The following is a 20,216-nucleotide window of genomic DNA, read 5'->3' as shown; positions in this document are numbered from 1 at the left end:
AGTCGGGCGCCGGGCGGTGTTGCAAATCCTCGCCATAGCGCTGCTATGGCTGCGGTTTGCGCCTAGCCCGGCACCCGACTCGCAGCCGCGTGCCTCGGGGGAGGCATTCTTTTAAATTCAGCGGGGGGCTTTGAGCTTGACGCCGGCCGCCTTCATCGCGCGGCGGACTTCCGGGGCGCTCTCGAAATCGGAATCCATGTCCGGCTGCACCGTCTCGAGGCCGTGGGTGGAGTCCAGGTCGCCGGGGCCGCGGGGGCGGCGCGAGGGCGTGCGCAGGCCAAGGCCCAGCGCCATCAGCGCGTAGAACAGGAACGCGATCCGCGGGGCGTCGATCAGGCTGTCGAAGAGGCCGACGATCACGAAGGCCGACAGGCCGCCCACCACCGCCGGCGACAGCGGATGACGGCGGCCAGCACCGAAAGTGCAGCGCCACAGCACCGTCACCAGCAGGCTGCTCCACAGCGCCAGGCCGAAGAGGCCCTGCTCGAACAGCACATGCAAGGGCAGGCTCTTCATGTGGAAGGGCATGTGGTTGCGGTCGCTGGTGAAGTACCAGCGCGCCAGGCCCTCGCTGAAATCGCCGTTGTGCAGCAGCGGACCGTGCACGCTGTCGGCGACCGACACCGACGCGATCTCCAGCACGCCGCCGCGCCAGTTCTGCGTCACCGACGCCACCAGCCGCCGCGGCGCCCAGGTCGAACCGCCGAAGTCCGGCGGCGCATGCCCGAGCTTCAGCTGCACCGGCTGCCAGGCACCGCCCAGCGGCTCGACGTCGGCTTCGCGGTCGACGCAGCGCAGCGGATAGAGCAGGAACTTCTCGCAGATCTCGACGCGCAGCCGCGTCTTGAACTGGGTCCGCAAGGTCACCGTCGCCGCCACCTCGCCCGCCACCGCTGGCACCCGCTGGCTGAGGCGGAACATCTCGCCGTTGCCCATCATGTGCAGGCCGCTGGTCAGCGTGACGGTCGGTCGCGGCGATGGCTCCGCGCCCGGCAGCCCGGCAGCCAGGCCGTCTCCGCGAGCGGGATTCAGGCGATAGTCGCCGACGCGCTCATCGAAGGGACCGCCATTGGCGAAGCTCGCCGGGAAGCGGCCGCTGCCCTTGCCGAGCAGCCATTCGTCCATCGTCTTGAGCAGGTCCAGGCCGACGCGCCAGTGCTCGAGGCGCCCCTCGAAGTCCTGCTGCCCGGTCGACATCCGCTGTCCGATGTAGGCGCCACCGCCCAGGGCCGCGACCACCGCACAGGCCAGCAGGCAGCCGGTCCAGACCAGGCCCCGGATCCGCCAGCCGACGGTGCGCAGGTCGGCGCCAACGCGCGGCGACCATTGCGTCGAGATCCACGCGATCGCCAGCACGGCCAGCACCGCCGCGACCGGTCCCAACCCCCGACCATCGCCCCAGTGCGCCGCGACCAGGCCGGCGCCCACCAGCGTGGCCATCCACACCACCGCGAACGCGAAGGCCTGCGCCGGCTGCGTCAGCCCGCCACGCCACAGCCAGCCCAGCCCCAGGCCCAGCAGCACCACCGCGCCGTCGATCAGGTAGGCACCCTTGGGCACGAGGTCGATCAACAGCCCGCCGCCGAGCGCCAGCAGCAGCGCCGGCAAGGGCGACAGCAACAGCAGCGCCCGCTGCTGCCCGCGAGGCCAGGCCGCGCGCGAGGCCGGCATCGCCAACAGCACCGCGACGCTGCCGGCGAGCGCGAGCAAGGCCCGATAACCGCCGGCGCCAAACAGTACCCAGGCCGCCAGCCCGGTGCCTGCGATCACGCCGGCGGACCAGCCCAGCGGCACTGAGCCGCTCACCTGGACCCCGCTGCCGGACAGCGATCCTTCCTGCCGCGCCGCCGCCAGCGCCTCGCGGCGCTGCACCGCCCACAGCAGCGCGCACAGCGCCATGCCGACCGGCACCGCCAGATAGACGCCGCGGGAGAAGGTCGTCAGCGACGCATAGAACGCCAGCAGCAGCACCGCCAGCGCACCGAGGAAGCGCAGCGGGCGGCGCTCCCGCATCGCCCACAGCAGCGCGAACGGCAGGCTCAGCGCGAGGGCGCCGTCCAGCGACGCGCCACCGACATTCATCTCCCAGAACAGCGAGGTGGTCCGGTAGTCGGTCGAGAAGTCCAGCAGCCCGGTATAGACCCAGCGCTCCCACAGCGCGCCCAGCGAGGTGCTCAGCAGCACCAGCACCCAGGCCGCGCGGGACAGGCGCTGCACCGACGAGGGCCGCAGGTCGGAGGCCTTCTGCCACAGCGGCAGCAACAGCAGCACCAGGAAGAAGCTCTTGCCGGCGCGCAGGCTGTTCATCGGCTCCTGGAAGCCTTGCCAGAAGCCGGATTGCATGCCGCCGGCGTGCTCGAAGCCGCGCCACACGGCGATGAACGTCGACAGGGCGAAGACCGCCATCAGCACCCGCACGGCAGCGCGCCAGCGCAGCGTGCGGTAGCGCCACGGCACCGGCTTCTGCGCGGGCGCCGTGAGCGCGAGCGCTGCATAGCCGCCCGCCGCCACCGCCAGCACGACCAGATCCAGTTCCTCGAAGGTGATCCAACCGGTCCAGGGCGCGAAGCCGATCGCCGGCACCAGCGCCGGCACCAGGAAGGGCAGCGCGCGCCAGCCGAAGAAGCTGGCGACGGCCAGGGCCGTCCAAAGTGCCACGGCGGCGACCGGCTCGATCGGGTAATGACGCGCGAGCCAGAGCCCGGCAACCGCGCAGGCGGCACTGGCCGCCAAGGTGGCCAATGCCGGCAGGCGCCGAGGCAGGACGATGTTCATGCGCGTGCTCGTCCCAGGCTGCTGGCGATGCACCATTGCGCCGGCCAGTAGCTCGCCAGCACCCAGAAGCTGGCCATGTCGAGCGGGCCGGCGAACTTGTTGATCGCCAGCATCGCGTCGGACAGCACGAACAGCGTGCCGCCCCAGGCGGCCCAGCGCGCCAGCGGCTCGTCGGACTGGCCGACGCTGCCGCGCCACCAGGCCCACGCCTGCGCGGCCATGGTCGCCAGGCAGACCACGTAGACCACCACCGGCGCCTGCAGCGCGGCCGGAATGCTGGACCAGAGCCGGCCCAGCACCATCGCCGCGATGACGCCGAACATCAGGAAGGGCCAGCGCACCGCGCCCAGCCGCTTGCGCGTGCAGAAGCCGACGATGTAGCAGACGTGCGCCGCCAGGAAGCTCACCAGCCCGGGCAGGAAGCCCTGCTCCGGCCAGAGCAATGCCACGTCACCGACCAGCGAGCACAGCAGGCCGGCCCGCAGCCAGCGCGCCAGGCGCGGCTGCTGCAGGCCCCGCGGCCAGGCGTACAGCAGGATGAGGACGGTCGTCAGCGGCTTGAAGACGAAGGCTAGCGTCGGCGGCAGCTGGGGCGGCTGGGACAGCGCGAGGATGGCGAGGGCGGCGCTGAGGAAGGTCAGCAGCGGCAATGCGACACCCATCCGGGAGGCGGGCTTGGCAGCGGAGGCGGTCATGCGGCCGCATTCTGCCGTTTGCCGATGGCCTCCATCCCCCTGGACCCGGTGACATGGCAGACCTTACAGGGGGCAGGAGGCCGCGCGCCGCGGTCAGAGATAGCCGCTCCCGCGGTCGAGCGCCTGCATCCGTTCATGCAGCGAGGCCTCGGGGACCTGGAACTTCTGCGCCAGCTTGCGGGCGCTCAGCATGCCGTGGTCCATCAACCGGTAGATCGCGACCTCCGGCATCAGCAGGTCCAGCGCGAAGTGGTGGGCCTCCTGCTCGATGCGCTGCGGGCAGCAGGTCGACAAGGTGGTCAGGGTCTCCGGCGGCACCGGCCCGTGGCCCAGCAGGTGGTGGCCCAGCGCATGCGCCAGCACGATGCGCCGCCGCAGCGCCTCCTCGCCCAGGTTGATCTCGATCACCGGGCGGTCGTCGAGGTAGAGCAGGCGGCCGCGATACGGGTACAGCGGCTCCTGCGCGCCACCGCGATCGCGCACCTCGACGCCCGCGCCCTCGGCCAGGCGCTGCGCGTTGATCGGCAGGGTGGCCGGGTTCCAGTGGGCCTTGCGAAGTTCGTCAGCGATCGTGCCGATGAGGCGGTGGCGAGCGGCGGCCTCTTCGGGCGGCAGCGCGTCGCTGAAGCGCGACTTCGGGAACGGAGCGGCGGACATGGGGTCTCCTCGGCGGGCGCAGAGGGACCGGATGCTAGGAAGGCGGACTGGGCCTCGTAATGACCCGAACCAGTAAGAATCTTTGGCTCGCGCCCCTGCCGCCGTGGGTCGGCTGACTGGCGTTGCTCAGCGCTCGTCCTTCGCCGCCTGCGCCTGCCGGGCCGCGGTCTCCGCAGCCTTGGCGGCCAGTTGCTCGCGCATGCGCTTGAGCTTCTCCCGCGGGTCTTCCTTGATGCCGCTCTCGTTGAGCTTCATCTCCGCGATGAAGCGCGAAGGCACGCCCACCACGGTCTCGCGATTCTTCTTGCGACGGCGCAGCGTCGACACCGCCAGCGTGCGTCGCGCGCGGGTGATGCCGACGTACATCAGCCGGCGCTCCTCCTCGACGCGCTGCGGCGTGAGGTCCTCGTTCTCCGCCTTGAACGGCAGCAGGCCCTCGTTGACCCCGGCCAGCAGCACATGCGGCCACTCCAGGCCCTTGGAGGCATGCAGCGTCGTCAGCACGACCTGGTCCTGCTCCTCCTGGCGTTCGGCCAGCGACAGGATGACGCTGATCGTCTGCGCGACCTCCAGCAGCGATTGGCGCGGGCTCTCGGTGGTGATGCCGCCGTCGGTGGAGATCTCGCCGCCGCAGCGCTTGGCGACCCAGTCGACGAAGTCGAGCACGTTGCCCCAGCGGGCCTGCGCGACCTTCTCGTTCTCCTCCTGGTCGACGAGGTACTGCTCGTAGCCGATGTCCTTGAGCCACTCCATCATCAGCGCCTTGCCCTCCTCGCCCCCGACGGCATGGCGCGCGCGGTACTCGAGGTCGACGACATAGCGGCCGAACTCGTGCAGGCCGTGCAGCGCTTTGCTCGACAGCGTCGCCTTCAGCGATTCGGCGAACAGCGACTCGAACATCGACAGCTTCCACTTGGCCGAGAAGTCGCTCAGGTGGCCCAGCGTCTGGTGGCCGATGCCGCGCTTGGGCGTGGTCACCGCGCGCAGGAAGGCCGGGTCGTCGTCCTGGTTGACCAGCAGGCGCAGCCAGGCGCAGAGGTCCTTGATCTCGGTGCGGTCGAAGAAGCTCTGGCCGCCGGAGACCTTGTACGGGATCTCGGCCCGGCGCAGCGCCTGCTCGAAGATGCGGGCCTGGTGGTTGGCGCGGTACAGGATGGCGAAGTCGGAGAACTTGGTCGTCGGATGGTTCGCGCGGATCGACTGGATGCGCGCGACGGCACGTTCGGCCTCATGCTCCTCGCCATCGGCCTCGATCAGCGTGATGGGATCGCCTTCGCCGAACTCGCTCCACAGCGTCTTGGGGAACAGCTTCGGATTGCCGCCGATCACGTTGTTGGCCGCGCGCAGGATCGCGCTGGTGGAGCGGTAGTTCTGCTCCAGCGGGATCACCTTGAGCTGCGGGAAATCGACCGGCAGCTTCTTGAGGTTCTCGATCGTCGCGCCGCGCCAGCCGTAGATGGACTGGTCATCGTCGCCCACGGCGGTGAACATCGCGCGCTCGCCCACCAGGCACTTCAGCAGCTCGTACTGGACGGCGTTGGTGTCCTGGTACTCGTCGACCAGCACGTAGCGCAGCGTCTCCTGCCACTTGCCGCGCGCTTCCTCGTTGGTCTGCAGCAGCCGCAGCGGCATGCCGATCAGGTCGTCGAAGTCCACCGCCTGGTAGGCGGTCAGGCGTTCCTGGTAGCGCTGCATGACGACGGCGGCGGCGCGCTCCATGTCGTCCTTGGCGTAGGCCAGCGCCTGCTGCGGGCTGAGGTTCTGGTTCTTCCACAGCGAGATCGTCCACTGCCAGGACTTGGCGGTCGCCGCGTCGGTGGTGCCGCCCGCGTCGCGGAGCACGGACAGCACGTCGTCCGAGTCCAGGATCGAGAACTGCTCCTTGAGCCCGAGGTGGCGGCCGTCCTCGCGCAGGATGCGCACGCCCAGCGAGTGGAAGGTCGAGATCACCAGCTCCGAGCCCGCCTTGCTGCCCACCAGATGCTTGGCGCGCTCGCGCATCTCCTGCGAGGCCTTGTTCGTGAAGGTGATCGCGGCGATGTTCTTCGGCCGGTAGCCCTCGGACATCAGCTTGGCGATCTTCTGCGTGATCACGCTGGTCTTGCCCGAACCCGCGCCCGCGATCACCAGGCACGGTCCCGCGAGGTGATGCACGGCCTGCAACTGGGCGGGATTGAGCTGCGTCTTGGACATGGAACGTGCGGGACAGGGAACTGCGGGCGGGCCGGGGATGATAGCGGGACGTAAAGTGCGAACCATGAACACAGCCGCCAACATCGTCGTCGCGCTTGTCGCGCTCATCCACGTCTACATCCTGGTGCTGGAGATGTTTCTCTGGACCACGCCCACCGGCCGGAAGGCCTTCGGGCTGACGCCCGAGTTCGCCGAGGCGAGCAAGGTGCTCGCCGCCAACCAGGGCCTCTACAACGGCTTCCTGGCCGCGGGCCTGATCTGGGGACTGGTGCTGGGCGCCGCGGGCGGTCCGGTGAAGGTCTTCTTCCTGGCCTGCGTGCTGGTGGCCGGGCTCTACGGTGCCGCGACCGCCAGCCGCAAGATCCTCTTCATCCAGGCGCTGCCGGCCGCGATCGGCCTGGCGCTGCTGCTCCTGAGCTGAGCGGGCAGCGCGCGCCGCTCAATCGGGCAGCACGACGCCGCGCCGCGCGGCCATCTGCTGCAGTTCGCCGCTGGCGCGCAGGCGCTGCATGCCGGCGTCGACCAGCGCGAGCCAGGACTCGCCCGCCGGCTCGCGACCGAATGCGAAATGCCCCTTGAGCTGCGCGAATGGCGGCGCGCAGAGGACCACCTGGTCGCCCAGGCCCAGCTCCTGGATCACCGGCTCCGAGTTGCGCTGGTTGGCGGCGATCAGGTCCAGTCGCCCCAGCTGCAGCATGCGCAGCGCGGTGGCCAGGTCACGCACGACGGTGACCGTCAGCCCGGCGCGCGCCTGCTCGAAGCGCTCGCCGTAGACCCAGCCCTGCACCGCGCCGATGCGCAGCCGCTGCAGCGCCTGGAAGTCGCCCCACCACAGGCCCTCTTCCCGCCGGCGCGCGTAGAAGACCAGTGCGTCCTCGTAGAAAGCCTGGCGAGAGAAGCGCATCAGCCGCTCCCGCTCCGGCGTCCGGTAGGGACCGACCAGGATCTGTGCCGGGCCGCGCTCGATCATCGATTGCGCCCGCAGCCAGGGATAGAACTCGTAGCGCGGCGTGTGGCCCGCAGGAATCAGGATCGCATCAAGCAGGTCCACCGCCAGGCCGCGCGGTCTGGCACTGTCGGCGCCAGGCTCGAAGAGCCGGGCGAAGGTGGTGCCCACGATCCGCACCGGCCCCGATCGCGGCCGGCCCGGTGCGGCATTGCCGCTCGGGTGGCCGCCCTGCAGGGGCTCCGTCCGGACCGCCCCGGACACGGCCAGGGCGGTGGCGCCGAGCGCGGCATGGCGGAGCAGTTGGCGGCGGAGGGCGTCCATGTGAGCGCCCATGATAGGCGCCCGGTCCGGCCGGAGGCAGCCCCGCGACGCGGGGTTGCGGCCTCAGGAACCGCGGGTCTCGGCGGCGAGGTGCTCCGGCATCAGCGCCCCGGGAATGAAGACCGGCTCGCGGATCGGATCGCGGCCGATGTCCTCCGCGTACGAGCCATGCACCGCGAAGGCGGCGGACAGCACCGCATGGACTCGGGCCATGGCGTCGTAGGACGGCGAGGAGCCGCCCGCGAAGAACACCTTCGACTCACCCACGCCCAGGCCGCAGAGGCCATAGAGGCGCTCGCCGACCCGGGCGCAGAACTGGTCGGAAATCTGCCGCCCGATCAGCGAAGGCAGCCGGACCAGGTAGTCGCCGGTGGCGCTGTCCACCGCCCAGCGTTCGGACAGGCGGATCCAGTGCGCGTTCTTCCCGTCGATGCAGCTCTCCAGCACACCGCGCAGCCAAGGGGAGCATTCGGGATCGGTCACCGCGTCCCGCCAGCAGGTCCGCCAGTCGGCGACCGACATCGACCGGATTTCGAAACTCACGCGCATCTCCTCGCGTCACCATCCACGGCGACAGGAGGACGATCGTAGGAAGACGCCCGCGCCCGAACAATTCGCCTGAACTCGGGCGCGTGTGACACATCGGTGGCGCCCCACCTCGCGAAGTAGTCGATTCGCCAGGGCGTTCCGACGCACCCGACAGCGGGTTGCGCGAGATGACTAGCTCATCGAGGTCGTCACCCCGTCATCTGGTCGGGGCGATCCCGGGGCGTCCGCGCTCAGCCGGTGCGCAGCAGCAGCCAGGCGACGACCGCCGCCAGCGCCAGGACCAGCGCGACGCCGGCCAGCCGTTCCGCCAGCGACGCGCCGGGCGCCTTGGGACGCTCATCGGCCTCGTGTTCCAGCGGCGGCGGTGGCGGCAGCAGCGGCATCGGCGCGGAGGCCGGCGCGCCAGCGGAGGTGGATCGCGTCGCCGGCGCGGGCTCCGCTTCGATCCAGTCGCGCACCGCCTGCGCCAGCAGCTGGCGGTCGGTGAAGGAGCGGCCGTCCATCATGGCGCGGTCCAGCAGTTGGTCCAGGCTCTCGCGCTGAGCGGCGGTCAACGACAGCCACGACTGCAGCGAGGCGACCGGCGTCGCCCCCGGCTCGGGTTCTTCCTCGAAGCCTTCCTCGGTCGCGTCTCGGCGCGGCAGCCGGCCATTGACCAGCAGCCCCAGCAGGCGGCCCAGCGTGTGGGCCTCGCTGTTGGCGTCCGGCCGCCCGCCGGCGCGCTGGCGCGCGTTCGCCAGCGGCTCGGCGGCGCGCACCAGCGCGGCGGGGGCCTGGCTGTCGCGCGGGGCGAGGCCCTGGCCGAGCCAGTGCAGTTGCTGCGCGGGGCTCAGCCACAAGGTGCCGGGATCGAGTTCGTGCAGCACCAGGCCCTGGGCATGGGCGGCTTCCAGCAGGTCGACGAGATCCAGCAGCAGCTGCATCCGGCGCTTGAGCGGCAGCGCCATCGCGACGCGCAATAGCGGCGCGCCCTCCATCGCGGGCACCACGAGGTAGGGCAAACCGGTCGGGCTCAACCCGCTGTCCAGCGGCGCGCCGTAGGCCGGATGCTGGAAGCGCGACAGGGCCTCGGAGTCCTCGGCGAAGCGCATCAGCACGGCCTGCGCGTCGACCTCATGGCGATAGACCAGCGCCAGGCCGGTCTGGGCCGCGGCCTTGCCGTGCTCGACGCGGAACCAGAAGCCGGAGGCGCATTCGAACAGCTCGGCGGCGACGCGCCAGACGCCCAGGCGCTCCCCGACCGCCGGCAGCGCGGCGACCGCCCGGCCGGCCTTGGCAGCGGCCGGATCGTGCGGGGCGCGGGATTCCGGCGCGTGCGGGGCGGGCGGCTCGATCATGGGCGCGAATCCTAGCGCAGCGATACTTCGGCCCCATGTCCTCCCGCGTCCCCTCTGTCGGCCTGATTCGCCCGCCCGTCGGTGCCCTCGCGGCCCTCGCCGTCATCACGCTGCTGACGACCACCCTACCCGGCCCGGCCGGCGCGGCGCCCTCCCCGTACAAGCAGCCGTCGGCCGCGATCCGCGAACTGCTGGACACGCCTGCGCTGCCGCGGCTCCTGCCCTCGCCGGACCGGCAATCGTTGGCGCTGGTCGAGCAGCGCCGGTACACGCCGCTGGAGGAACTGGCCCGACCCGGACTGAGGCTGGCCGGCGCGCGCTTCGATCCGCGCAATGCGAGCCAGCAGAACCTGGTCGCGGTGCAGCGTGTGCGGTTGCGCTCGCTGCTCGATCCGGAGGCGGCCGAACGCGACGTCGAGCTGCCGGTCGGCGGCACCTGGCACAACTTCGTCTGGGCGCCGGACGGGCAGCGCTTCCTGCTCTCGCGGCGCACGGACACGGCCGATGAACTGTGGGCCGGCGCGACGTCCAACGGCCAGCTCTGGCGCATCTACAACGTGCGTCTGAACAACGCCATCGATCCGGACGACATCGCCTGGCTGAATCCGCGCGAGGCGGTGGTGCTGACCGTCCCCGACGACCGCGGCCCGGTGCCGAACCGGCCGCAGACCGGCCCGGCGATCCAGGAAACGCATGGCAAGGCGTCGCCCGAGCGCACCTATCCGGACCTGCTGCGCAACCCGCGCGACGAAGACCTGTTCGAGTACTTCGCGCGCTCGCAGCTGACGCTGATCGACATCGCCAGCGGCCAGAGCCGCGACATCGGCACGCCGGGCCTGTTCACCAGCGTGTCCAGCGTCGGCAACGGGCAGGCGCTGCTGACCGAGCGGCTGGTGCGGCCGTTCAGCTACGCGCTCACCTTCGACGACTTCCCGACCGTCGTGGAGGTGCGTCAGCGCGACGGCAAGGTCCTGCGCGAGTTGGCCAAGATGCCGCTCAAGCAGGGCGTGGCCATCGATGGCGCGCTGCCTGGCCCGCGGGTCTTCTATCCGTCCCCGACCAAGGACGCGGCGATCTACTGGGTGGAAGCGCTCGACGGCGGCAACCCCGCCAACCGCGCCGCCTTCCGCGATCGCGTGATGCGGCTGGACCCGCCCTACACCGGCGAGCCCTCCGAGGTGCAGCGCATGCCCTACCGCTTCACGCGGCTGCGCTTCCTGGACGACGGCGTGCATGGCCTGTTGACGGAGGAGGACCGCAACCGGGGCTGGTCGCGGACCTACCTGCTGCCGCTCAACGGCCGGCAGAGCCGGCCCTTGTTCGAGCACTCGGTGCGCGAGCGCTACCGCCACCCCGGCTTCCCCTTCATGCGGACCCTGCCCAACGGGCATCAGGTCGCGCAGACGCTCAACGGCGACCTGCTGCTGTCGGGCCAGGGCGCGAGCCCGAAGGGCGACCGGCCGTTCCTCGACAAGCTGTCGCTGCGCGACCTGAGCGTGCAGCGGCTGTTCCAGTCGGCCGAGGGCGTGTACGAGCAGCCGGTGGCGCTGCTGGAGGACCGGCGGCTGGTGACGCAGCGAGAGACCGAGCATGAGCCGCCCAACCTGAGCCTGCGCGAGAACGGCAAGGTCACGCCGCTGACGCGGATCAAGGATCCGGCGCCACAGCTCAAGGCGGTGCGGCGGGAGCTGGTGAGTTTCAAGCGCAGCGATGGCGTGGAGCTGTCGTTCTGGATGTACCTGCCGCCGGATTTGAAGGAGGGCGAGAAGCGGCCGGCGCTGGTGTGGGCGTATCCGCTGGAGTTCAACGATGCTGCGATCGCGGGTCAGTTGAGCGGATCGCCGGGCCGGTACATGAGCTTCTCGGGCATCAGTCCGTTGAATCTGCTGATGGATGGGTATGTGGTGCTGATGGACGCGACGATGCCGGTGGTGGGTGACTCGCGGAACATGAATGACAGCTTCATCGAGCAGGTCACGTCGAATGCGCGGGCGATCGTGGACAAGGCGGAGGATCTGGGCGTGGTGGATCCGAGGCGGGTGGCGATTGGTGGTCACAGCTACGGGGCCTTCATGGCGGTGAACCTGCTGGCGCACACGAAGCTGTTCCGATGCGGCATCGCTCGCAGCGGGGCCTACAACCGCACCCTGACGCCGTTTGGTTTCCAGAGCGAGCGCCGCTCCCTCTGGGATGCAAAGGATGTCTACCTGAAGCTGTCGCCCTTCCTTTTTGCGAACCAGATCAAGGATCCGCTGCTGCTGATTCATGGTGAGGCGGACAACAACTCCGGCACTTTCCCGATGCAGAGCGAGCGTCTGTACCAGGCCTTGGCGGGTCTGGGCGGCACTGCCCGCTACGTGCTGCTGCCTTTCGAGGCGCACGGCTACACCTCGCGCGAGTCAGCTGGCCAGGTGCAATGGGAGATGAGTCAATGGTTGAAGGGATGTGTCGGCGATCCCCGAGCCGAAGCCCGCCCCCGGGCGTCCCCTGGCTCCGCCCCCCCCACCACCGCCCCGCCGTCGTCGCAGTGAGCGACTCGTCCGACGTGCTTGGCCGAGGCCGCCGGCGAAGCCGAAGCGTCGTCCTCTGACTGGGCGCCGTCTGTTTGAGCAGAGCGAGCCGAAGGTGAGCGTCGCGAGTTGGCGCCCCGAGCTTCGGCTTCGCCGGCGGCCTCGGCCAAGCGCGTTCGCTCCGTCTTCCACGCGCCTCCCGCCGCCTCACCCAGATCGACCGCCTCGCTCAGATCTGCCGCGCCGCGAACGTATCGCAATCTCTGAGATCCCCCTGTGCCATTCCGCGCTTGAACCACCGCTGCCGCTGTTCGCTGGTGCCGTGGGTGAAGCTTTCTGGCACGACCGCGCGTCCGGCGTTTCGCTGAAGTGTGTCGTCGCCGATTTTGGCGGCTGCATTGAGGGCTTCTTCGACATCGCCGGCCTCGAGCCAGCCTTTGGTCTGCTGGGAGTGGTGAGCCCACACGCCGGCGAAGCAATCGGCCTGGAGTTCGACGCGAACGCTGGTGGCGTTGGCTGCTTGTTCGGATTGCCGACGACGAGCCGCTTCAACCTTCTGGGTGATGCCGAGCTGATGCTGGACGTGATGGCCGACCTCATGGGCGATGACGTAGGCCTGGGCGAAGTCGCCGGGGGCGCCGAGGCGTTCGCGGAGGGTCTGATAGAAGCTGAGGTCGATATAGACCTTGCTGTCGCCGGGGCAGTAGAACGGTCCCATGGCGGCCTGGCCCATGCCGCAGGCGGTGGGTTCGCTGCCTTCGAAGAGGCGGAGCTTGGGGGCTTGGTAGGTCTTGCCGCCGGCCTGGAAGAGCTGGGTCCAGACCTCTTCGGTATCGGCCAGCACCACGCTGACGAATCTGGCGGGCGCGTCCTGCGGATGGCTGGGCGCGACGGGCCGCTGCTCGCCGCCGGTCTGGACGGTGCTGCCGTCGAGTGCGCTGAGCACCGTCAGCGGGTTGATGCCGAAGGCCCAGGAGGCCAGCAGGGCGATGACGATGCCGCCGATGCCGATGCCGCGTCCGCCGAGCATCGGGAAGCCGCCTCCGCCGCCACCGCCGCCGCGTGCGTCCTCGACGTTGTCGCTCTCGCGTTGTCCTTCCCACTTCATGGTGCACTCCTGCCGCCGGCCCGCCGGCTCCAACGATGCGCAAGGATGGCACAGCGCGCCGGACGGCGCTGTCGGACGGCGCCTCGCCATGCCCGCGCTGCCTCGATCAGGGGACAGCGACGGCTCAGTCGGCCGCCAGCGCGCCGCCGCCCGGCGCCGTCGACTCGTTGGCAGGCAGGATCAGATGGAATTCGGCCCCGCCGCCTTCGCGGTTGGCGGCGTACAGCCGGCCGCCGTGCATCTCGACGATGCGCCGGCTGATCGGCAGGCCCAGGCCGGTGCCGCCGGAGCCGTCCTTGGTCGTGCTCGACTGGACGAAGGGATCGAAGATGCGCTCCAGTTCGTCGACCGGAATACCCGGTCCGCGATCGGCCACGCACAGGTGCAGCGCGCCATCGGGGGTCCGTTGCCCGCGCAGCTCGATCGTGCCGCCCTGCGGCGCGAACTTGATCGCATTGGCCAGCACGTTGCGCACCGCCTGCTGGAAGCGCAGCGGATCGACGCTCGCCGGCAGCGGCTCGGGCAACTCGGCGGCCAACGTCAGCTGCCGCTTGGCGGTCAATGGCGCGAGTTCCCGCATCACCGCGCCCACCGGCTCGCGCAGGTCCTGCGCGCGGAGGTCCAGCGCGCCGACGGCATCGAGCTTGGACGCATCCAGCAGGTCGTTGACGAGCGCCAGCATGCGCTGGCCGGAGCCGTGGATGTCCGAGAACATCGCATGCAGCCGCTCCTGCCCGCCGCTGCGCGCCATGCCCAGCTCGGAGAAGCCGAGGATGGATTGCAAGGGCGTGCGCAGCTCATGGCTGATGTTGGCCAGGAATTCGGTCTTGGTGCGCGAGGCCTCTTCCGCCGCGTCGCGCGCCTGGCGCGTGAGCCGCTCGGCCGCGGCGCGTTCGGTGATGTCGACCGCGCTGCCGGCGTAGCCGAGCAGTTCGCCGTCGCGGCGCAGCGGCACCGTCGCGATCTGGTAGCGACGTGGGGCGCCCTCGCCGTTGCGGATGGTGGCCTCGACGCTGCGCACGCCCTCGTCGCCGCCGAAGAGCCCGGCCACCGCCTCGCGGTCGGCCGGCTCGGCGAGGTCGGCCAGCCGGCGGCCGACGGCCTCGTCCGGACGCCCACGATGCAGCGTCGTCCAGCGTGCGTTCACGAAGGTCAGCGTGCCCGATGGATTGGTGCGGAAGATCACCTCCTGCACGCTCTTGAGCAGCACGCGCATGTCGCGCTCCCGGTCGGCGAGCTGCTCGTGCGCGCCCTCCAGGGCTTCCATCGCCTCGGCCCGCGCCTGCAGGCTGCGCCTCACGGTGACCGTCGCCAGCGCGATCAGGGCCAGTGCCAGGGCGCCGATCAGCATCAGCCAGCGCAGGCCGGCATGCCAGCGACCGAGGACCTCCTCGACCGACTGTTCGACGCCGACCATCAGCGAGCGCCGCGGCGCCGCGCGGTAGGCCACGACGACCTCGCCCGGCAACGCGCCGGCGCCGATGTAGGTGCCGTGCTCGCGCCCGCGACGCAAGGCGTCGAACGCGGGGTGGCCGTCCAGCCGCTGGCCGGGCAGCTGGTGCAGCGTTTCCATCGCCGCGAGCAGCTGGCCGTCGGTCGAGGCGAGCCACGCGGCGCTGTGCCCGGTGGGCAGCGCCCGCTGCTGGACCTGCGTCAACGCATCCGGATTGATCAGCGCCAGCAGCCAGCGCGGCTCCCGCTCGCGCGCGCCGGGCGCGACCCCGGCTTCCGTGGTCACACCGCTTGCCGCGGCGTCCGGCGGTGCCGGCAGTTGCAGCAGCAGCGGCAGCATCCCCACCGGCGAACTGCGCGGTGGTCGGCCCCGAGCCAGGTCCGCGAGCCCGCGCCCCGGCCGCAAGGGCATCAGCAGGTCGCGATCCGGGCCGGGCAGCCGGCCGAAGTCGTCCAGCGGCACTTCCAGGCCGATCTCATCGGCATTCGTGCTGATCAGGACCTTCCCGCGGGTATCCAGCAAGGACACGCTGCGGATGAACGGCAGGCCCACCAGCACATGGCTGAAATGCGCCTCCAGGTGTTCGGCTTCATGCGGATCGGCGATCGACCGCGTCAACCCGTCGCCGATCGCATGCAGGGACAGCGACGCGGTCTCGATGGTGCGGCTCGCGTCGCTTTCCAGCACCTGCGCCAGCAGCGCGCCACGGGCGCGGGCTTCGTCGATCGCTTCCTGGCGGCCGACCCAGGCCGGGCCGATCAGGCCCGCCAGCGTGCCCGCCGCCACGACGACGCCCGCCCACAGCGCCGCGCGGCGCAGGCGCTGAAGGGATCGGACGGCCGGACCGAGCATCGCCGAGACTCCGCCTCAGGGCACCACGATCGCGCCCAGCCCGTGACGCTCCGCCGCGGCCCGCAGCCGGCCGTCGCGCTTGATGCGCGCGACGAACTCGTCGAGTCGCACCAGCCAGGCCGCATCGCCGCGCCGGATCGCGTAGGCATACGGCAGGACATGGAAGGGTTTGGGCGGCGCGATCAGATGCGCCCAGTCGGCGTTGTCGAGCAGCCGCCGGCTGTAGGGGTAGTCGGTCATGAAGACGTCGGCCCGGCCCGACTCCAGTTCCCGTTCGCGCGTCGCCGGCGGCTGGACGATCAGGAGCCGCGCGCGCTTGAGCGCCTCGCGCATCACCTGCTCCATCGAGGTGCCCGCCTGCACGGCGACCACCACGCCCGGCTGGTCGATGTCCTCCCAGCGCTTGACGACCCGGCTCGCGCGGCTCGCGATCGCGTAGATGTCGCTCTGCAGGTAGGGCTGGGTGAAGGCCAGCGCCGCCTTGCGCTGCGGCAGCACGGCCACCGCGAACATCGCCACGTCGCAGCGGTCCCCTTCGAGATCCGGAATCAGGCGCTGGAACGAGGACTCGACATAGCGCAGGCGCACGCCCAGGTCCTTGGCGAGCTCGTTGGAGAGATCGATGTCCAGGCCGCTGAGCGTCTCGTCGCGCGGATGGCGGTAGGTGATGCCGTAGTAGTCCGGCCAGATGCAGACCCGCAGCACGCCGCTGGACTGGACCCGCTGCAGCGTGCCGCCGGCGCTCGGCATGGCGGTCGGCGCGGACGCCGTCGGGGCGCCGCGCACGGCCGGCGCGGCCGCAAGCAGCCCCACGGCCGCCGTCATCACGGCAAGCCGGCCCGCCATGGCCCATCCGGTCCTTCGCATCGTCATCGCATCTCCTCGGACCCGGATTGCACCAGAGTTCGCCCCACCGGACCGCAAGGGATGCCCCGATCTCCCACGGATGTCACATCGACTATCAGTTTTATCGCTTATTAATGGGGATATTGCCCACCTAAAAGTTTGGGAAATTCGGCAAAATCGACTCATGACTGCCATTGCCCGGACCCCTGACGACATGCAAGAGGACTTCAGCACCCGCGAAGTCGCGCAGCGCCTCGGCATGGCGGTCCGATCGGTACAGCTGATGGTCGATCGCGGGGAACTGCAAGCCTGGCGTACCCCGGGCGGTCACCGGCGCATCCTGCGGGCCTCGCTCGACGCCTGGCTGACCGGCCGGGGCCTCGCGCCGACCAAACCCGCCGAACTGGCGCCCGCCGACGGCGCGCCGCAGCGGCTGAAAGCGCTGCTCATCGAGGACTCGGTCCATTACCAGAACCTGGTGATGCTGCTCGCGCAGCAGGAGTTCCCCGACCTCGACCTGCACACGGCCAACGACGGCATCGGCGGCCTGGTGATGTACGGGCAGCTGCAGCCGGAGATCCTGCTGGTCGACATCCTGCTGCCCGGCATCGACGGCGCGGCGCTGGTGACCAGCCTGCGCTCGCAGCCGCAATTCGCCAGCAGCGAGCTGATTTTCGTCACCGCGCTGGACGAACAGCAGCGCTCGCCTTACGCGTTCGCGCTCGCCGGCCTGCCGCTGGTGCACAAGCCGCGGCTCGTCACCGATCTGCCACCGCTGCTCGCGGCGGCTGTCCAGCGCATCCAGGCCCGTCAGCCGCAATTCGCCGGCTGAGCATGGCCACCCGCATCCGGGTCCTCCTGGTGGAGGACGACACCACGCTGCAGCGCTTCGTCGCGATGGCGCTGGAGGACGACGAGGTGCGCCTGCAAGCCTGCATCTCGGTCGACGAAGCGCTGCTGGCACTGGCGACGCAGAGTTTCGACCTCGTCATCAGCGACCTGATGCTGCCTGGCCGGCACGGGCTGGACTTGCTGCAGACGCTCAAGCAGCGGCCCGAGCTGCGCGGCAACGCGCGGCTGGCCGTGTTCAGCGCCGGCCTGAATCCGACGGTGCGCGAGCAGCTCGAGACGCTGGGCGTGACGCGTTTCCTGTCCAAGCCCTGCTCGCTGGCGGACCTGCAGTCCTGCCTGGACGGCCTGCGCGACGCACCGCCGCAACCTGCGGCGATGCCGTCGATCCATCGCGCCGCGATCGAGCAGTACTTCGGCGGCAATGCCGCGCTGTACCAGGCGTTCCTGGCGCGCTGCAGGCTGCAGTTCCCGATCGACATCGCCAGCGGCCGCAGCGCCTGCGAGCGAGGCGAGCATGTGAAGCTCCGCCACCTCGCGCACAGCCTCAAGAGCGTGCTGCTGACGCTGGGCCACGCCGACGCCGCCGAGGTGGCGCGCCAACTCGAGCTGGATGCGCTGGAAGCCGCCTCCGGTTCGGAAGACGCGCTGGCCGCGGTGCGCGCCGCTTGGCCGGTGCTCGAGGACGCGCTCGCGCGCCTGCTGTGAAGCGGTGCCCGCAGGCGCCTCAGATCGCCAGCGGATCGACGTCCACCGCCCAGCGCGTCAGCCCCTTCTGACGGCGCTTGAGCGCGTGCAGCTCGGGCAGCCAGGCCCGCAGGAAGCGCTGCAGCTGCGCGCGGCTGCCGGCCTCGATCAGCATCTGGAAGCGCTCGCTGTCCGCGACCCGCGCCACCGCCATCGGCACCGGCGGATACAGCAGCAGCCCGAGCGACAGGGGCAGCGCCTGCGCCGCCTCCTGCGCCGCGGTCAGGAAGTCACGCGCGGCCTCGACGCTGCGCCCTTCCGCGCGCACCAGCGCCAGATGCGCGAACGGCGGCAGGTTGGCCGACATGCGCTCATGCAGCTGGCTCGACGCGAAGGCCTCGTAATCGTGCTTCTGCAGCGACTGGTAGAGCGCGTGCTCGGGATACCAGGTCTGCACCCACATCTCGCTGGCGGCGGCCTGCGCCGCGTCACGGCCCGCGCGCCCGCCCGCCTGCATCAGCAGCGAGAAGAGCCGCTCCGGCGCGCGGAAGTCGCTGCTGAACAGCGCGCCGTCCGGGTTCACCGCCGCGACCAGCGTGATGCGGCGGAAGTCGTGTCCCTTGGCCACCATCTGCGTGCCGACCAGGATGTCGACATCGCCTTCATGCACCGCGGCCAGCTGCGATTCGAGGCTGCCCTTGAGCTTGGTGGTGTCGGCGTCGATGCGGGCCACGCGTGCGCCGGGCAGCGCCAGCGCGAGCTGCTCCTCCAGGCGCTCGGTGCCGCGTCCCAGCGGCGCGATGTCCGGATTGCCGCAGGACGGACAGGCACGCGGCACGCGGGCCGACACGCCGCAGTGGTGGCAGCGCAGCGTGCGGTCCTCCTTGTGGAAGACCTGATGCGCGCTGCAATGCGGGCAGTCGCTCTTCCAGTTGCACTGGTCGCAATGCAGCACCGGCGCGTAGCCGCGGCGGTTCAGGAAGACCAGGCTCTGCTCGCCGCGATCGAGCCGCTTGCGCAGCGCGTCCAGCAGCGGCACCGACAGCGTGGTGGTGACGCCCTTCTTGCGCTCGAGCCGGTTCATGTCGAACAGCCGCACCCGCGGCAACGCGCCGCCGCCGATGCGCTCGGTCAGGTCGATGCGTCGGTAGCGGCCGCCGAGGGCATGCTGCCAGCTCTCCAGCGAGGGCGTCGCCGAGCCCAGCAGCACCGGGACCTTCTCCAGGTGGCCGCGGTAGACCGCCAGGTCCCGCGCCGAGTAGCGCGCGCCGTCCTGCTGTTTGTAGGAGGGGTCGTGCTCCTCGTCGACGACGATCAGTCCAAGCCGCGGCATCGACGCGAAGACCGCCAGCCGCGTGCCCAGCACCAGCTGCGCACGGCCCAGGTGTGCCGCGAGCCAGTGGCGCAGGCGCTGCGCCGGCGTGAGCCCGCTGTGCAGCGACACGATCGCGTGGCCGGCGAAGCGCTCGGCGAAACGCGCCTCGAGCTGCGGCGTCAGGTTGATCTCGGGCACCAGCACCAGCACCTGCTGGCCGCGCTCGAGCGCGGCCTCGGCGGCGCGCAGGTAGATCTCGGTCTTGCCGCTGCCGGTCAGGCCCCAGAGCAGCGCTGGCTGGGGGGCCTCTCGACCCGCCAGTTCCAGGACGGCGTCGAGCGCCGCCTGCTGCTGGGCGGTCAGCGCGGGACGGTCAGCGGGCGTGATCGGCGCGGCCGCTGCTTGCGTCGCCGCGGCCGCGTCGGCCTTGTCCAGCTTCTTCAGCCGGGCCTGCAGCTGCTTGGCATCCAGGTCCCGCAGCTGCGGCGGCAGCACCGCCAGCGCCAGTTCGCCGATGCTGCGCTGGTAATAGCTCGCGGCGAATTCCACCAGTCGCCGCCAGCGGTCGGACAGCGGCGGCAGCGCATCGAGCGCCTCGCCCACCGGGCGCAGTTCCGATTCGGGCAGGCGTTCGTCCTCGGGCAAGTCCTGGCCCTCGGCCAGGTCGTCCCACACCAGCCCCATCACGTCCCGGCGGCCCAGCGTCACATGCACCAGGGTGCCCGGGGTCAAGTCTTGCGGCCCGAGGTAGTCCAGCGGTCCGGTCAGCCCGCTGTGCTGCGGCGCCTCCACGGCGACCCGCACCCGGCGTGAGGGCGGCGCTTCGCTCATCGGGCGCGTCCTCTGGATCGTTCGCGTCCCGTCGCGGCGTCGCCTGCGGCCTCCATCGGCCATGAGGAAAACGCGCCAAGTGCCTGATTTCCAACGGTGTTCACAACGGGGTCGACAGCCTGTGGATAACTTTGTGGGAAACGTCCCGGGATTTTCGAGGCCGGCGGGATTGCCGCCGCGAGGGGCTGTCGGCGTCAAATTCCGGGGAAACACTGCCTCCCCTTTGGAATCAACGACTTACGCGCCCATCGGGGAAAGCCCTAGCTGCAGGCCGGCGCATGTGCTGCGT

Annotated in this window: 15 protein-coding genes; 4 read left to right on the top strand and 11 right to left on the bottom strand. The window is 70.6% G+C overall.

Going from position 1 to position 20,216, the window contains the following annotated elements; genetic code table 11:
- Nucleotides 1–117: 117 nt before the first annotated feature.
- The 4 genes from CS062_RS16025 to CS062_RS16010 form a co-directional block, all read right to left on the bottom strand.
- A complete protein-coding gene (locus tag CS062_RS16025; protein ID WP_099862603.1) occupies nt 118–2,775 on the bottom strand; it encodes an O-antigen ligase family protein in 2,658 nt (885 codons plus the stop codon).
- Complete coding sequence (locus CS062_RS16020; RefSeq protein WP_099862602.1) at nt 2,772–3,470, bottom strand: lysoplasmalogenase; 699 nt, start codon at nt 3,468–3,470, stop codon at nt 2,772–2,774. The genes CS062_RS16025 and CS062_RS16020 overlap by 4 nt, the downstream gene beginning before the upstream one ends.
- Before the next feature lie 93 nt (nt 3,471–3,563).
- The gene (locus CS062_RS16015) at nt 3,564–4,127 is read right to left on the bottom strand and encodes an ImmA/IrrE family metallo-endopeptidase (RefSeq protein WP_099862601.1); all 564 of its coding nucleotides are present in this window, start codon (nt 4,125–4,127) and stop codon (nt 3,564–3,566) included.
- 126 nt (nt 4,128–4,253) lie between these two features.
- The gene (locus CS062_RS16010) at nt 4,254–6,320 is read right to left on the bottom strand and encodes an ATP-dependent helicase (protein WP_099862600.1); all 2,067 of its coding nucleotides are present in this window, start codon (nt 6,318–6,320) and stop codon (nt 4,254–4,256) included.
- 64 nt (nt 6,321–6,384) lie between these two features.
- On the opposite strand from CS062_RS16010, the gene CS062_RS16005 reads away from it, so the two are divergent.
- A complete protein-coding gene (locus CS062_RS16005; RefSeq protein ID WP_099862599.1) occupies nt 6,385–6,741 on the top strand; it encodes a DUF1304 domain-containing protein in 357 nt (118 codons plus the stop codon).
- Between the two features lie 18 nt (nt 6,742–6,759).
- Here CS062_RS16005 and CS062_RS16000 read toward each other — a convergent pair whose 3' ends face one another.
- The 3 genes from CS062_RS16000 to CS062_RS15990 form a co-directional block, all read right to left on the bottom strand.
- On the bottom strand, nt 6,760–7,590 hold the full coding sequence (locus CS062_RS16000; protein ID WP_158238809.1) for a substrate-binding periplasmic protein: 831 nt from the start codon (nt 7,588–7,590) through the stop codon (nt 6,760–6,762).
- 63 nt (nt 7,591–7,653) lie between these two features.
- Nucleotides 7,654–8,133, bottom strand: a complete 480-nt coding sequence (locus tag CS062_RS15995; RefSeq protein WP_143742367.1) for a hypothetical protein — start codon at nt 8,131–8,133, stop codon at nt 7,654–7,656.
- 236 nt (nt 8,134–8,369) lie between these two features.
- Nucleotides 8,370–9,476, bottom strand: coding sequence for a hypothetical protein (locus CS062_RS15990; RefSeq protein WP_099862596.1), 1,107 nt, complete (start codon nt 9,474–9,476; stop codon nt 8,370–8,372).
- Between the two features lie 35 nt (nt 9,477–9,511).
- Between CS062_RS15990 and CS062_RS15985 the strand changes: the two genes are divergently transcribed.
- Entirely contained in the window at nt 9,512–12,007 is a 2,496-nt protein-coding gene (locus CS062_RS15985; protein WP_099862595.1) for an alpha/beta hydrolase family protein, read from the top strand.
- A gap of 208 nt (nt 12,008–12,215) precedes the next feature.
- Here the strand turns inward: CS062_RS15985 and ypfJ are convergent, their stop codons facing one another.
- The 3 genes from ypfJ to CS062_RS15970 form a co-directional block, all read right to left on the bottom strand.
- Nucleotides 12,216–13,094, bottom strand: a complete 879-nt coding sequence (gene ypfJ, locus CS062_RS15980; protein ID WP_099862594.1) for a KPN_02809 family neutral zinc metallopeptidase — start codon at nt 13,092–13,094, stop codon at nt 12,216–12,218.
- Between the two features lie 124 nt (nt 13,095–13,218).
- A complete protein-coding gene (locus tag CS062_RS15975) occupies nt 13,219–15,399 on the bottom strand; it encodes a sensor histidine kinase (RefSeq protein ID WP_099862593.1) in 2,181 nt (726 codons plus the stop codon).
- 15 nt (nt 15,400–15,414) lie between these two features.
- On the bottom strand, nt 15,415–16,245 hold the full coding sequence (locus CS062_RS15970) for a substrate-binding periplasmic protein (RefSeq protein ID WP_099862592.1): 831 nt from the start codon (nt 16,243–16,245) through the stop codon (nt 15,415–15,417).
- A 184-nt stretch (nt 16,246–16,429) separates the two neighbouring features.
- On the opposite strand from CS062_RS15970, the gene CS062_RS15965 reads away from it, so the two are divergent.
- Nucleotides 16,430–17,077 carry a helix-turn-helix domain-containing protein gene (locus CS062_RS15965; RefSeq protein WP_099862591.1) on the top strand — a complete coding sequence of 216 codons (648 nt, stop codon included), beginning with the start codon at nt 16,430–16,432 and terminating at the stop codon, nt 17,075–17,077.
- A 2-nt stretch (nt 17,078–17,079) separates the two neighbouring features.
- Nucleotides 17,080–17,802, top strand: coding sequence for a response regulator (locus CS062_RS15960; RefSeq protein WP_099862590.1), 723 nt, complete (start codon nt 17,080–17,082; stop codon nt 17,800–17,802).
- A 19-nt stretch (nt 17,803–17,821) separates the two neighbouring features.
- Here the strand turns inward: CS062_RS15960 and CS062_RS15955 are convergent, their stop codons facing one another.
- Nucleotides 17,822–19,927: a primosomal protein N' gene (locus tag CS062_RS15955; RefSeq protein ID WP_099862589.1), complete on the bottom strand. Its 2,106-nt coding sequence runs from the start codon at nt 19,925–19,927 to the stop codon at nt 17,822–17,824.
- Between the last annotated feature and the right edge of the window lie 289 nt (nt 19,928–20,216).

The organism is Roseateles chitinivorans, assembly GCF_002761755.1.
GTDB classification, from domain to species: Bacteria; Pseudomonadota; Gammaproteobacteria; order Burkholderiales; family Burkholderiaceae_C; genus Roseateles; species Roseateles chitinivorans.
This window is presented reverse-complemented; position numbering and strand designations above follow the sequence as displayed.